The sequence below is a fragment of the Almyronema sp. genome, assembly GCF_052168255.1.
GTDB lineage: Bacteria > Cyanobacteriota > Cyanobacteriia > Phormidesmidales > Phormidesmidaceae > Sphaerothrix > Sphaerothrix epifaneia.
This window is the reverse complement of the sequence record NZ_JBQLZL010000017.1, coordinates 23,939-38,014: the sequence shown is the minus strand read 5'-3', so window position 1 is coordinate 38,014 and position 14,076 is coordinate 23,939. Positions and strand designations below refer to the sequence as shown.

The window sequence follows — 14,076 nt, the reverse complement described above, 5'->3', positions numbered from 1 at the left end:
GGGGGAGATGGAGAGGGGGGAGATAGGGGGGAGGGGGCTGTTTGGGGAGGAAAGGGTGGGTTCGAGATTGGCTTTAGGGAGGGTCAAGTTGCGGCTGCAATTGACTTAGGCGGTGACGGCTAAATCGCGGCTTTGCAGCCAGTCGGATTGGTCGTTGTTGAAGGGTGATAGCGATCGCAGTCTGGCGACAATATCGGGCATGACGGTGAGAACGTTTTGAATGTCTTCCTCGGTGGTGAAGCGCGATAGGCTAAAGCGAATTGAGCCGTGCAAAATTGTGTAGGGCAGACCCATTGCCGTCAGAACGTGGGACGGATCGAGGGAGCCGGAGGTGCAGGCGGAGCCAGAGGAAGCGCAAATGCCGTGTTTGTTGAGCATAAACAGGATGGCTTCGCCTTCGATGTACTTAAAGCCAATGTTGGTGGTGTTGGGCAGACGCGGCGTGCCTGCGCCGTTGACTTCGCAGTTGGGGATGAGGTCTAAAATCTGCTGCTCTAGCAAGTCACGTAGCCAGCGTTCTCGATCGACATCGAGCAAGTGCTTACCTGCGAGTTCTGCTGCTTTGCCCAGTGCCACAATGCCAGGGACGTTGTGGGTTCCGGCTCGTCGCCCTCGCTCTTGATGACCGCCCAACAGGAAGGGGCGGAAGCGAAAGCCGCGACGGACGTAGAGGGCTCCAATGCCTTTGGGAGCATGGAGTTTGTGGCCAGAGAGGGTTAGCAGGTCAATGGGGCTGTTTTTTAAGTTAATGGGCACCTTGCCTACGGCTTGCACCGCGTCTACGTGGAAGGTTGCTTCATATTCTTTGGCGATCGCCCCAATTTGCTCCACCGGAAAGATCACCCCGGTTTCGTTATTGGCGTACATCGTCGTTACCAGGGCTGTTCCCCCGGTCATCGCCGCTTCTAGCTCCATTAGGTCTAGTTGTCCTCGGCTGTCTACTGACAGATAGGTAACGGTGTAGCCTTTTTTCTCTAAGTGTTTGCACACGTTGAGAATGGCCGGATGCTCTACTGCGGTGGTGACGATATGGCGCTTTTCGGGTTGAGCCGCCAGAGCCGCGTGGATAGCGGTGTTATTTCCTTCGCTACCACAGCTATTGAAGATAATTTCAGTATCTTCGGCTGCCAGGAGCTGAGCGACTTGGTTTCTCGCCGCTTGCACGGCAGTTCCCACCTGGCCGCCAAAGCTATGCATGGAGGAGGGATTGCCGTAGAGGTCGCTCAAGTAAGGCAGCATAGCCTCTAAAACCAGAGGATCAACCTGAGTAGTCGCATTGTTGTCTAAATAAATGACCATCACATCATCTCCGCAGTGAGTAAGCAGCAATTGGGCAGCAGGGGGGGTGAAAAGCAGAGGTTAACGACGGATTCTGCCAATAACGAGCCGTCTCAATCTGGAACACTTGGCTCAGCCCTCACCGCCGAGGATAGCGGCTTCACCAGGGCAGACCTACGGCAGCAGCGGTACGTTTGCTTCCTGGCCTGATTGCGCTTGTAGATGGCGCAAGGCTTGGGCATAGGTGTCAAACCATTGCCGCCAGTAGCTAGATTGTTTTGAAGCCTGTAGACGAGCCACCAGACGGGTATAGGTTGCAAACCAGGACTCCCAGTAGTCGGTTGAGGTTTCTGAGCCAGAGGTCAACGCCACTGAAGGGGCCCCCGCCGTCAACGGAATACAGCCTTCGTTAGTCGGGCAAGCTGCCCAGCATTGGGGGACGCTGTAAGTTCCCTGGCACTGGTTGCAACGATTAACATCAATCCAAAACGTCGATCCATTGGTCTGAATTGCGCCAGTGGGGCAAGCCGCCAGACAGCGCTGACAACCGATACAGTTATGAGTAATCGCGTAAGCCATAGCTGGATTCCTCGCTATGTAGGGGGGAGAGCGTCAGGGGCGTAGACTATACGCCCCTAGTGGGCTTTAGGCGGACAAAACATAGTCGTCGTAGAACTGCCGAGCCACCGACTCAATCACGTCGTAAGCTTCCACCACAACCAGTCCGGCTTTTTGCAGTTCCTTCTGCGGACAGGGGCCAACTTTGGCCGCTAGGATGGCTTTACAGTCAGCAATGGTTTGAATAATGCCTGAGAGGGCAGCTTCTTCGCCGTAGCCCCCCTGGCAGTAGTCTGCCACTTTGCGGTGGCCGACAAACTTAGCCTCGGTCGCATCGACTTCGTAAATCATGAATTCTTTGGCATGACCAAAGTGCTGATTCACCAAACCACCTCCTTTGGTGGCAACCGCAACCAGAACTTTGGCAGAGGGGGCATCGCGGTGTGTTGCGACGACAGCGGCCTGTTTTTTGGCGGCGACGGCGGCTTTGGCTTGTTCAATGCTGATATGAACGGCCTGTCGGGTTTCTAGGCTATAGTCCGCCGACATTTCCATGAATTTCTCTTTGGTAAATTCCTGGCTGCGGTCTTCACCCAGTAAGCCAACGGCATCGGCACGGCACTGGCGGCAGTGGCGCATCATTTTCATATTGCCGGAGCACTTATCTTGCACCGACTTTAGCTCTTTGGGGTTGGGGCCTCGCTGACCGTTTAAGCCAAAGTAAGTACCGTGTTCGGGAGCAGAAATCAAAGGCATGATGTTGTGCAAAAAGGCACCGCGATCGCGAATGGCTTTGTTCACCTCTGGCATGTGCTCATCATTGACACCAGGAATCAGCACCGAGTTAACTTTGCAAAGAATGTCGGCTTCCTGGAGCGCCTGTAACCCTTCCATCTGCCGTTCATGCAGAATTTTGACCCCTTCAATGCCGCGATAGCGACGACGGCGATAATGCACCCAGGGATAAATCTTGGCTCCCACTTCCGGGTCAATCATATTAATGGTGATGGTGACGTGATCGACGTTGAGCTGTTTAATGCGATCGACGTAATCCGGCAGCATCAGGCCATTGGTAGAAAGACAGAGCTTAATGTCGGGGGCTTTATCAGCAATCAGCTCAAATGTACGGAAGGTTTTTTCTGGATTGGCAAGGGGGTCGCCAGGGCCAGCAATGCCCAGTACCGTCATTTGGGGAATTTTGCCCGCTACCACCAGCACTTTATGAGCCGCTTCCTCAGGGGTGAGGAGTTCGCTGACAACACCCGGACGGCTTTCGTTGGCGCAGTCGTACTTGCGATTGCAGTAGTTGCACTGAATGTTACAAGCCGGGGCAACGGCAACGTGCATGCGGGCGTAGTGGTGGTGGGCTTCTTCGCTATAGCAGGGGTGCTTTTCAATTCGGGCTTTCATTGATTCGCTGAGACCGTCAGCAGCATCGTTTTTACTGCTACAGCCACAGCCGCCGCCAGACTTTTTCACCTTTGTTTGCGTTTTGGTCAAGGTAATGTCCAGCTCGGGTGTCATTGTGGGCACGGAAGCAAGGGCAGTAGGTGGCGGAGGCGTCATTGTTTTGGCTCTGTAAGGAGGAGTAGGGCTAAGGCACAGACAACGGCAAAATCACACAGCTCAAGGCTATAACTGGCTTAGGGATGGCACGCCATCAACTTCAAGCGTGAAAAACTGACAGCATTTGGCTGCAGGATGACTCTAAAAAAGAGTGGCGTTGCATTGACGGTCTTCAACCTGTAAACACAGGTGGGTTGTTCTAGCAAAATTGAGAACGCAGTGGGCGACCTGGCAATGCAACGTCATCTGTTAAGAGAGTGTGGTGTATCGCTGGAGTCCCTAACTTCATCGTCACCAGAAATTTCCATAGGGCGTTAGGTGGGGATTGCGCTCGTTTACGTGAGGAACGTACGACAGGGGCCATCCAAAGGGGTGAATACGCTTGAAATCAATCTGGTGATTGGTAGCTAAGAAATTGAAATCAGCAGTCAAAGCATCGTAGTTAATAAATTTGCTCTAACTGAGCTGAAGTTGATGTTGTGTTCTACTGATTTCACCGAATTAGCCAGTTCTTGAAGTTGGTTGCTCGGCGTTGAAAGAGTTATAGCAACGGCTCAAAGCCACCCCCCTGAAAGTTGGCCGATAGGATTTATTGAATGATTAACGCTGTACTCAAGCGCTACAACACTTGAAAACTCAGCGAAAAATATTTTTTTAAGTTCGAGGCACTGGTATTTTATGACCTACGAACTGGTGTTTTTCTACCCTGGCTCGGTGTTTGTTGCACTCAGCGCAAACCGTTAGCCTATCAACTCTTAGCGCTGTTTTTTACTTGCTAATGAGTACGTTTTAATGAGTACTCAAAGCGGCTAGTTAGCCTGCTTTTGCGATCGCTTAGCAAGCTCTTTATAGCAGCAAAAAGATTGTCTGTATCTAATTTTTCAGTTCCTTTTATTTTTTAGTATCAAATTCGACACTTTCATATTAAATAATGTAACAATCAGTGTAGTAGCGGGTCATTGAACTGAAGCGAACGAAAGAGTCACACTCAAACTCAATTTGATCACCCGCCGCGGCCCTGATCTCTCGCTGCTCTCACAAAAGGCAATCAAAAGGCTAATCAATTGAGTCTGAAGCGGGCGATCGCGGCATCAACAGTCAGCCGTAAAAAGAGTCAACCATAATTATTAAGGATTTCTGATCTAAATCGGATTAGTTTTGCATAGTTTGCTACAGTTTCTCTGGTGAAACTATGAATTAGCTGACGCAAAAATGATTTTTGAGTACACCCGTGCTGGTTTTTAATTCAGTCTACAAACTAGGGCTAAAGCGTTTACCTACCAGGGTTTTTCCTTGAGTACAAAATACGTGTCCCTAGCCCTTAAAATACCCGTCCCTGAGGGCTAAAATACCCGCCCCCCATCCTCAAAAAAATCTTTAAACCTTAATGCTCAAACGCTTTGGCGATTGAGTACACTGCTAATCGTTCTAGTAAATCTGGATTGGGCCACTGCGATCGCCGCCCCAAATCGCAGTTGCTATAAGCAGGGAAACACCACCCCTGCCGATCCATGTCTTTATCCTTGCCCAGTTTTTCGATTCAGCTCTGGCTGCCTCACTGGCAGCGGTTGCGCCAGCAGTTTCCCCTCCAGGCAGATTTCGCCATTATTTTTGAGCGAGATCCGGCTGCTCGCAACTGGCTAGAAGTGCTGTGCTGCTACCCCGGTTTACATGCGATCGCAGCTCACCGTTTAGCCCACTGGCTCCATCGCCATCAGGTGCGCTTTTTTCCCCGCTTCATTTCGCACCTGGCTCGTTGTCTAACGGGTATTGAAATTCATCCGGCAGCTCAGATTGGGCCGGGTGTGTTTATCGATCACGGCATGGGGGTAGTGATTGGCGAAACCGCCATTGTGGGCGAGTATACGCTGATCTATCAAGGGGTGACGCTGGGCGGTACGGGTAAAGAAACGGGCAAGCGCCACCCGACGATTGGCAGCCGGGTGGTCATTGGCACGGGTGCCAAAGTCTTAGGCAATATTCACGTTGGCGATCAGGCGCGCATTGGCGCTGGTTCTGTGGTGTTACAGGATGTGCCTGCCCACTGTACGGCGGTAGGTGTTCCTAGCCGCAACGTTTGCAAATGCAACACCGCTACCGCTCCGCTAGAACACGGTCAGCTTCCCGACGCCGAAGCCACCACGCTGCGATCGCTGCTGGATCGCATTGAAGCTTTAGAAGTTCAAGTTCAACGTCTTAACTGCTCAAACCTTGCAACCCTGGAGTCTCTCTCCCATGAATAAGCCCACCACCATCGCCCCAAACTGGGGGCAGGTTGTGTCCGTCCATCGCGGCGATCGCTGGTCGATTTACCGCCGCCTGCAAGAACTCAATATTCCCTGTGCCTGCCCTGCCGATGGGACGCTGCGGGTCGAGGTTAACCACGCTGCGGCCTTGGTGCTGGTTCACAGCACGGTGCGGCAATTTACCGCCCCCCGGCAGGAAGGCGTGGATTGGCTAGAGCGCTGCTGGCAAGTTCAATCCGTTTGAAGCCGACTGTAGCGCCGATTTGCTGCCAACTTGTGTGTTCCGTTGATCGATTTATTTGGAGTAACGTACATGACCACTCAAACGCTCGTTCGTGCTTTCGGTGAAGTTGGCGATAACCCCGTCAACCTCGAAAAAGACATTACTACCGCTGTCTGCGAAGGCTTGAACCTGGTTTATGCCAGCTACCAGGCGCTGTATTTGCAATACCAAAAGCACCATTTCGTCGTCGAAGGTGCCGAGTTCTATTCCATTCACCAGTTCTTTGAAGAAAGCTACGAAGCCACGCAAAACCATACCCACGACGTAGCCGAGCGTCTCAATGGGCTGGGGGGCGTACCCGCTGGTACCTTTGCGACCTTAGCGCAGCTCTGCTGCTTTACCCCAGAGCCAGACGGCGCTTACAACTGCCGCCAGATGATTGAAAATGACCTGGCGGCTGAGCAAGCCCTGATTGCTCTGCTGCGTCGTCTCGCTACACAGGCTGAAAGTGTAGGCGATCGCGCCACCCGTTACCTGTACGAACAGATTTTGCTCAAAACCGAAGACCGCGCTTTTCACCTCGATCATTTTTTGAGCAAAGACAGCCTGACGCTGGCGTTTTTGGCCTGATCGTTGATCTCAACCTGGCACCTCACCTGTGTCTCAATTTTCCCCCTGTAGCTACCCCCGTTTCTGAGTAAGGCGACAACTGTGGGCGTACTGCGTACGCCCCTTTTTTCCCCCCTTGTCAGCCGCTGCTCAACTTCAAACCCCACTCGCCCCGGAGCTGATGGTATGCTTTCTGCCCTCACCCTGTTTGGTTTCTTGGTCACCCTGGCCTGGATACAGCAATGCTTCTTAAACCACTTAATTGCCGCCGATCTGAAATACTTCGAATCGCTTCATACTCAACCCCCTGAAGACTGCTCCGAACCGCTTTCTAGCTAACCCTGCTTTTTTCAATCTCGGCTGATGCCGCCGAGCGAACGTCGAAGTCCGTTTACCCCCTTGCCGGAGGTTGCCATGACTCCCCCCCCGATTTATATCAACGACACTACCTTGCGCGACGGTGAACAAGCCGCTGGTGTCGCCTTTAGCTTGGAAGAAAAGGTGGCGATCGCCAAATTTCTAGATGCCATCGGCGTGCATGAGTTAGAGGTCGGTATTCCCGCTATCGGTCAGGACGAAGCCAAGGCGATTCGGGCGATCGCCGATCTCGGACTCAACGCCCACATTCTCGGCTGGAATCGAGCCGTGATCTCCGATATTCAAGCCTCCATTCACTGCGGCTTGAAGCGCGTGCATATTTCTATTCCGGTTTCCGATATCCAGATTAAAGTCAAGTTTCAAGGGCGCTGGGTGCGGATGCTAGAACAGCTACGCGATGCCATTACCTTTGCCCGCGATCACGGTTTAGACGTCAGCGTCGGCGGCGAAGACAGTTCTCGCGCTGATGAAACGTTTTTAATTGACGCGGCTCAGTTTGCTCAAGAATGGGGAGCCTTTCGCTTTCGCTTTTGCGACACGGTAGGTCTGCTAGATCCGTTCACCACCTTTTCAAAGGTACAAAAACTCGTGGCTGCTCTAGACATCCCCGTCGAAATGCACACCCACAACGATCTAGGGTTAGCTACGGCCAACGCTCTTGCAGGTATTCGAGCCGGAGCCATTTCGGTTAACACCACCGTCAACGGTTTGGGCGAACGAGCAGGAAACGCCGCCCTCGAAGAAGTAGTGATGGCGCTAAAGCAAATCTATGGACTCAAAACAGGCATTCGTGCCCAGCACTTTCTAGAACTGTCGCGATTCGTAGCCAAAATTGTCAACTGTTCGGTTCCCCCGTGGAAAGCGATTGTAGGCGCAAATACCTTTGCCCATGAATCGGGAATTCACGCCCACGGCGTTTTGCAAAACCCCAGTACCTACGAACCCTTTGACCCTAAAGAAGTTGGCTGGGAGCGGCGTTTGGTTGTTGGAAAGCATTCCGGTCGCCACCTGCTCAACCAGGTATTGCAAGATTATGGCGTGCAGCTCGATGCCGATCGCGGTCAATCAGTTTTGCAGTCTGTACGCGATCGCGCTACTCAGCTCAAACGCAGCCTTACCCCCGACGAACTTTTAGCTTTAGTCTCTCAAAGCGAACCTTGCTCAGCCATTAGATAGCCAGCAGCCACCGCCAGTCTTAGCCCAGCGCCTGCTCCCTTTGGGCAGTCGCTCAACAACGCCAACCCTTCTCGCCGCTACCTTCTGCCCCTTCTCAAAGGTTTTTCTATGAAAGTTACCCTCCACACCGATCGCGCAGGCAAGCTAATGGTTTACGTCGCCAAAAAAGATCTCGAAGAAGAAGTCGTCGAACAAAGCCAAACTGACGACGTCCATTTTTTTACCCTGGCTAATGGTTGGGAACTCTCCGTCGCCGGACTGGGCCACCCCATTAAAACCCCTCAAACCGTCAACGCCAAACGTCTGAGCTAGGCTACCCGGCGGTCTGGCTTAAGGGCTGCTTGTCAAGCGCCGTTAAGCCACTTTCAGCTCCCTCGTGCCCATTCCGTCATTGCTTAATTCACCCGGAGCCGTCCTATGTCCCCTATGCCGCCCTGGATGTTCAACCTGGAAGGAACCCTTCTGGGTTTTCTTGGCCCTCACCCCGATCAGCCCAAGTCTATAGTGCTTGAAGTTGAACAAGAGCAAATGGCCATTAAGCTGCCAAAGGCGCTACGCGCTAACTTACGGCAACAGCTCCAACTAGGCGATCGCGTTCGCTGTATTGGCCGCAGCCACATCGACTTTGACAGCGGGGTGATTAAGCTAGATGCCTACCAGCTTTTTACCCTGCCCGACCCCGGTAGGATAGCTGAGCCACTTGCCTCGCCCGCTAGCCTGCCTTCTATCCCCTTGGGATTAACGCCATCGCCGCCATCAGCGCCAAGAACTGCGCCAAAGCGAGCCAGAATTCTGGTTTGCCAAAAGTCGGGTTGCCAAAAGCGAGGCGGCAGACAGATGATTGCTCGGCTAAAACAGGTTTTGCAAGAACGCCAGTTGCAAAACCAGGTGGAGATTCAGTCTATTGGCTGTCAAAAACGCTGCTCCAAAGCGCCCAATCTCACCATCATGCCGGGGAAGCATCGCTATGACAGCCTGAAGCTGGAAAATTTGCCCGTTCTAATTGAAGAACATTTTGGCTCTGCCAACTTGCCGCTGTCTCCCTAATCTCTGACAATCGCCAAACCCTGAGCGGGTTGTAATTTTTTATAGCTGCAAACGCTCATGATTTATCCCTGCTCCCCTCGCGCCCCAGACGAACCCCCATGAAGATTAAATTTCGTCAACTTCTGTTTGAACTGTTAATTTGGCTCACTACTGAGCTGTTCTTAGGCTGTGTAGGACTCGACAATTTAGCCGACTACAGCGAATACCTCAAAGAGCAAGACACAACTTGGAAAATCTTTAGCGATCGCCGTAGTTTTGTGCTAGCTGCACCTACCTACTTCAAGCTCCTCAGCTATAGCCGCTAAGCCAATCTATTGACTAGCCAAGTAGGCTAAATGAACGCTGCTCAGTTTGAGTGAGTGACGGCTGCTGGTGATGGCTAATGAATGGCGGTAGCCGTTTTTGCGCTGGGCTTGAACGCCAGCGTTACACTTTCTTAGAACCATTTAGCATAATAGGCTACTAAATTTGCCCAATATTAGTTGGCTAGATTACATTTGCTTTTATCAAGTTTTGGCCAATCTAAAGTAAAGCTTACAATTGACCAAAAACAGCCCATTCAAAGATATTAAAAATAAAGTTTAGCGCCTAATTATTTTTCATTTAGCGTTATAAAATGAGAGCCAGATACTTACAAAATCTCATCCTCAGCGGCATCAAAGGGCTATGCCCAGCCCACCTTAGCCGCTAGTTCAAAGCTCAAAGGGCATTTGCAAAGCCAATGGTGATAAATTTAGGCACTCATCGATTTCCCCTACTCCCTTAAACAGGGGGAAATCGGCTTGGAAGTCCCCTTTTTTAAGGGAGATTTAGGGGGATCTAAACCGTTTTGCGACGCAGCAGATATCTTTCCAAACGTCCGCTCATTGCTAGATAAAACTTTGGCCCTCTAACCGTCCTGGCAATGACAGAGTCGTTTTAATTTTTCGCGTTGTTTCATTTTGTAGCTTTTTCAATGAAACAGATTCCAGCTTCACTGCTCACTTTAGTGGCCGGCGTTTTGATTACGCTGGTGAGTTTATGGGTAGGTCAACATCACGGCCTGCTTCCTGAACAAGCGTCTGAACAAGCACCCCTCGTTGACCAACTCTTTAGCTTAATGGTTACGATCGCCACCGCTCTGTTTATTGTGGTTGAAGGTGCTATTGTCTGGTTTTTGATCCGTTACCGCCAGCGCCCCGGTGACGAGACAGACGGGATTCCCATTGAAGGCAATTTGCCGCTAGAAGCCTTTTGGACGGCAATTCCAGCCATCATCATTATTGGGTTAAGCGTCTACAGCGTGGATGTTTTTCAGCAAATGGGCGGCGCGATGCCCGGTCACCCCCCCATGCCAGCAGCTAAGGCGATCGCCGATAGCACACCAGCAGCCGTCACCCCCGCCCTCTCGACTAGCGCTGTTCCCCGGTTTGGCTATGGAGCCACGCCAACCCAACTAGGGCAAGATCCTGATTTAGTTGTGAATGTGACGGGTATGCAATACGCCTGGATTTTTAACTATCCAGATACGGGTGTGGTTACAGGCGAATTGCACATTCCTGTGGGCAAATCCGTACAGCTCAATATCTCTGGACAGGATGTGATTCATTCTTTTTGGGTACCGCAGTTTCGCCTAAAGCAAGACGCCATTCCGGGGCAGCAAACCGGGTTGCGCTTTGCCGCCACCCAAACGGGTATCTATCCCATTGTCTGTACTGAACTGTGCGGCAGCTACCACGGCGCGATGCGATCGCAGGTTGTGGTTCAATCGGCAGCAGAGTTTGATCAGTGGCTAGCGCAAAGCCGTTTAGCCCAGTCTCCGGCTCCGCATCAGGTGGTGGCAGCCAACGTCGCTGACCTTAGTGTCGATCAGTTTTTGTCTCCCTATGCCGCCGCCATGGGCATGACCACCGAGCGACTTCCCTCGCTTTTACCGACCCGTCCCTAGGGGCTGCTGTCCGTTTGTGTGTAGACCTGTTTTGGGCGATCGCTTATTTAATCCTGTAATCCCTTTGTTTGAAAGTTAGCTATGACGCAAACGCAAACTTCTGTTGAAACGCTGGTCACCGCTAGCCATAGCCCTCAGCCTTCAGCCTGGAAGTGGTATGACTACTTCACCTTCAACGTTGACCACAAAGTTATTGGTATTCAGTATCTGGTGCTGTCCTTTGGGTTTTATATCATCGGTGGGCTGATGGCGATGGCCATGCGAGCCGAGCTAGCCACCCCCGATCCAGACTTGATTACGCCTGACCTCTACAACGCCTTTATGACCAACCACGGCACCATCATGATCTTTTTGTGGATTGTGCCAGCGGCGATTGGCGGCTTTGGCAACTTTTTGGTGCCGCTGATGGTGGGGGCACGCGATATGGCCTTTCCTAAGCTCAACGCCATTGCCTTTTGGCTAAATCCACCCGCAGGGCTACTGTTGATAGGCAGTTTCGTGTTTGGGGGCGCTCAGGCCGGGTGGACGGCTTACCCACCGCTGAGCGAAATCACCGCCACCACAGCCCAGTCTATGTGGATTTTGGCGATCGTGCTGGTGGGCACGTCATCAATTTTGGGGTCGGTCAACTTTATCGTTACCCTGTTGAAAATGCGATTACCCAGTATGCGGTGGGATCAACAGCCTCTATTTTGCTGGGCGATTTTGGCGACTTCGGCGTTGGCGCTTTTTTCCACCCCGGTTCTGGCGGCGGGGTTAGTGCTGCTGCTGTTTGACCTCAACTTTGGCACATCGTTTTACAAACCAGATGCTGGCGGCGATGTCATTATCTATCAGCACTTGTTCTGGTTTTATTCTCACCCGGCAGTTTATCTGATGATTTTGCCAATCTTCGGCATTATGTCAGAGGTGATTCCAGTCCATGCCCGCAAGCCCATTTTTGGCTACAAAGCGATCGCCTATTCAAGTCTGGCAATTTGTTTTGTTGGCCTGTTTGTTTGGGTGCATCACATGTTTACCAGCGGTACCCCGCCGTGGATGCGGCTATTTTTCACCGTCTCCACTCTGATTGTGTCCGTTCCGACAGGCGTTAAAATCTTTAGCTGGGTTGCCACCTTGTGGGGCGGCAAAATTCGCCTCACCAGCCCTATGCTATTTGCAGTTGGCTTGCTGATGATGTTTGTTTTAGGTGGCTTGAGCGGTGTCACCTTGGGCACAGCACCTTTTGACGTCCACGTACACGATACCTACTATGTCGTGGCTCACTTTCATTACGTGTTGTTTGGTGGCTCTGTCTTTGGAATCTACGCTGGCATTTATCACTGGTTCCCCAAAATCACCGGACGGATGTATAACGAAACTCTGGGGAAACTCCATTTTATCCTGACGTTTATTGGCACCAATCTCACCTTTTTGCCCATGCATAAGCTGGGTTTACAGGGTATGCCGCGACGGGTAGCCATGTATGATCCTCAGTTCACCACGCTCAACCAAGTGTGTACGGTAGGGGCTTTTGTTTTAGCTATTTCGGTACTGCCGTTTTTCATCAACATGATATGGAGCTGGCACAAAGGGCCAAAAGCCTCTGGCAATCCCTGGAATGCTCTAACCTTAGAGTGGACAACGGCCTCTCCCCCTTTAATTGAAAATTGGGAAGTCTTGCCCGTTGTCACACATGGCCCCTATGACTATGGCTTTGTCGAACCGGGCGAATTGACGACGTCGGTGCCCCCATCGGCTAGCTAATCTAGCTGAGGCGGCTTCTCCCAATCTTGGGGTCAGTTTTATCACTGTAGGCATTAGGGTTAAGTCCCTTAAATGGCTAAAAGCCGCTGATAGCAAACCTTCCTTCTGCCCTTGGCTTTCTGCCTTTAGCTATCATCTCTTCAACGCGTATGGAAAGTTCTACCCTTTTAACCGAAACTGAAGTTGAGGTTACCCCTGCGATCGCCAATGCCACCCCTGCTCACGCTGATTTACGCGTTTGGGGATTGCTGACCTTCTTAGCTTCCGAATCGCTGATGTTTGGTGGCTTCTTTGCAGCTTTTTTGTTTTATCGGGGGCTGGCTCCAGAGTGGCCTCCAGCCGATACCGCTGTAGAGTTGTTGCTGCCAACCCTCAATACCGTTGTGCTGGTTTCTAGCAGCTTTGTGATTCACCAAGGCGACAGCGCCATTAAACAAAACAACGTGCAAGGGTTACGTCTGTGGTATGCCCTCACGGCTCTGATGGGTGCTGTTTTTCTGGCGGGTCAGGCTTATGAATATGTCACGCTGGGCTATGGCTTACGCACAAACCTGTTTGCCAACTGCTTTTACCTGATGACCGGGTTTCATGGCTTGCACGTTTTGATTGGGATTTTGTTAATTTTGGGGGTGCTGTGGCGATCGCGTCGCTCTGGTCACTATAGCGAAACTCACCACACAGGCGTTGCCATGGCCGAAATCTACTGGCACTTTGTAGACATCATCTGGATTATTTTGTTTTCGCTGATTTATCTCTTAGCTTTGCTGTAGATTCCCCTGCTTGCTTACGGCTATCCAGCGTTCTCAGCCTTGCGGTTGAGAACGCTTTTTGTCGCTCTATAGCGCTAAAGCCCTCAAACAACGTCGCAGGGGGTTATTCCAACGGGCGGCGATAAACCGATCGCTCATCTACACAAAAGTCAAAAGGGGTTCCTAGCCCAGCAGGTGGGTACACCCGAATTTTGGCCTGTGGGCTAAACTGTGCTAAACATTCAGCCAGGGTAGCCAGATGGTTCAGCACGCGCCAGTTCCGCAATTGGTCTGGACAGTGAATCACCAGAATCAGCGTCTCAGCCACCCAAACAGTCCAGCGGCACTCCATCAGTAAAGATTGTGTTGGGCCATCACAGTTTTCAAAGAAATGCTGGCGAGTGGACTGCTCTAGCTGTTGCCGCAGCAGGGCATCGAGCGCAGTGGTGGCCAGTGGTGGTAAATCTTCGGGGGGTAAAGAAGTTGGCGTCATGGGTCTATAGAGGTATCGCTGTCGCCTCTAGAAGTGAAACATTAAAGGGCTGAAAGCCACTGACAGAAAACCGTGTATTC

Annotated in this window: 16 protein-coding genes; 11 read left to right on the top strand and 5 right to left on the bottom strand. The window is 51.7% G+C overall.

Annotated features, from left to right (window positions below; genetic code table 11):
- Positions 1-105: 105 nt before the first annotated feature.
- The 4 genes from nifS to ACTS3T_RS03150 form a co-directional block, all read right to left on the bottom strand.
- Positions 106-1,299: a cysteine desulfurase NifS gene (gene nifS / locus ACTS3T_RS03165; protein ID WP_462934779.1), complete on the bottom strand. Its 1,194-nt coding sequence runs from the start codon at positions 1,297-1,299 to the stop codon at positions 106-108.
- 153 nt (positions 1,300-1,452) lie between these two features.
- The gene (locus ACTS3T_RS03160) at positions 1,453-1,857 is read right to left on the bottom strand and encodes a 4Fe-4S binding protein (RefSeq protein WP_462934778.1); all 405 of its coding nucleotides are present in this window, start codon (positions 1,855-1,857) and stop codon (positions 1,453-1,455) included.
- Positions 1,858-1,923: 66 nt separating this feature from the next.
- Positions 1,924-3,360, bottom strand: coding sequence for a nitrogenase cofactor biosynthesis protein NifB (gene nifB / locus ACTS3T_RS03155; protein WP_462934777.1), 1,437 nt, complete (start codon positions 3,358-3,360; stop codon positions 1,924-1,926).
- A gap of 1,426 nt (positions 3,361-4,786) precedes the next feature.
- Positions 4,787-4,915, bottom strand: a complete 129-nt coding sequence (locus ACTS3T_RS03150) for a hypothetical protein (protein ID WP_462934776.1) — start codon at positions 4,913-4,915, stop codon at positions 4,787-4,789.
- Here ACTS3T_RS03150 and cysE point away from each other — a divergent pair.
- The 11 genes from cysE to ACTS3T_RS03095 all read left to right on the top strand — a co-directional run bounded on the left by cysE (position 4,914) and on the right by ACTS3T_RS03095 (position 13,524).
- Positions 4,914-5,645, top strand: coding sequence for a serine O-acetyltransferase (cysE, locus tag ACTS3T_RS03145; RefSeq protein ID WP_462934775.1), 732 nt, complete (start codon positions 4,914-4,916; stop codon positions 5,643-5,645). The two genes, ACTS3T_RS03150 and cysE, sit on opposite strands and share 2 nt — an antisense overlap.
- Complete coding sequence (locus ACTS3T_RS03140) at positions 5,638-5,892, top strand: Asr1405/Asl0597 family protein (RefSeq protein WP_462934774.1); 255 nt, start codon at positions 5,638-5,640, stop codon at positions 5,890-5,892. The genes cysE and ACTS3T_RS03140 overlap by 8 nt, the downstream gene beginning before the upstream one ends.
- A gap of 69 nt (positions 5,893-5,961) precedes the next feature.
- Entirely contained in the window at positions 5,962-6,501 is a 540-nt protein-coding gene (gene dpsA / locus ACTS3T_RS03135; protein ID WP_462934773.1) for a DNA starvation/stress protection protein DpsA, read from the top strand.
- An 81-nt stretch (positions 6,502-6,582) separates the two neighbouring features.
- Positions 6,583-6,819 carry a hypothetical protein gene (locus tag ACTS3T_RS03130; protein ID WP_462934772.1) on the top strand — a complete coding sequence of 79 codons (237 nt, stop codon included), beginning with the start codon at positions 6,583-6,585 and terminating at the stop codon, positions 6,817-6,819.
- A 75-nt stretch (positions 6,820-6,894) separates the two neighbouring features.
- Positions 6,895-8,034 carry a homocitrate synthase gene (gene nifV / locus ACTS3T_RS03125; RefSeq protein WP_462934771.1) on the top strand — a complete coding sequence of 380 codons (1,140 nt, stop codon included), beginning with the start codon at positions 6,895-6,897 and terminating at the stop codon, positions 8,032-8,034.
- Between the two features lie 108 nt (positions 8,035-8,142).
- Complete coding sequence (nifT, locus tag ACTS3T_RS03120) at positions 8,143-8,346, top strand: putative nitrogen fixation protein NifT (RefSeq protein ID WP_462934770.1); 204 nt, start codon at positions 8,143-8,145, stop codon at positions 8,344-8,346.
- 105 nt (positions 8,347-8,451) lie between these two features.
- Positions 8,452-9,081 carry a (2Fe-2S) ferredoxin domain-containing protein gene (locus ACTS3T_RS03115; protein ID WP_462934769.1) on the top strand — a complete coding sequence of 210 codons (630 nt, stop codon included), beginning with the start codon at positions 8,452-8,454 and terminating at the stop codon, positions 9,079-9,081.
- Positions 9,082-9,179: 98 nt separating this feature from the next.
- Positions 9,180-9,386: a hypothetical protein gene (locus ACTS3T_RS03110; protein ID WP_462934768.1), complete on the top strand. Its 207-nt coding sequence runs from the start codon at positions 9,180-9,182 to the stop codon at positions 9,384-9,386.
- 650 nt (positions 9,387-10,036) lie between these two features.
- Positions 10,037-11,008, top strand: coding sequence for a cytochrome c oxidase subunit II (locus ACTS3T_RS03105; protein WP_462934767.1), 972 nt, complete (start codon positions 10,037-10,039; stop codon positions 11,006-11,008).
- Between the two features lie 81 nt (positions 11,009-11,089).
- Positions 11,090-12,754: a cytochrome c oxidase subunit I gene (ctaD, locus tag ACTS3T_RS03100; protein WP_462934766.1), complete on the top strand. Its 1,665-nt coding sequence runs from the start codon at positions 11,090-11,092 to the stop codon at positions 12,752-12,754.
- 149 nt (positions 12,755-12,903) lie between these two features.
- Complete coding sequence (locus tag ACTS3T_RS03095; protein WP_462934765.1) at positions 12,904-13,524, top strand: cytochrome c oxidase subunit 3; 621 nt, start codon at positions 12,904-12,906, stop codon at positions 13,522-13,524.
- A 103-nt stretch (positions 13,525-13,627) separates the two neighbouring features.
- Here ACTS3T_RS03095 and ACTS3T_RS03090 read toward each other — a convergent pair whose 3' ends face one another.
- On the bottom strand, positions 13,628-13,996 hold the full coding sequence (locus ACTS3T_RS03090) for a hypothetical protein (RefSeq protein ID WP_462934764.1): 369 nt from the start codon (positions 13,994-13,996) through the stop codon (positions 13,628-13,630).
- Positions 13,997-14,076 lie beyond the last annotated feature (80 nt).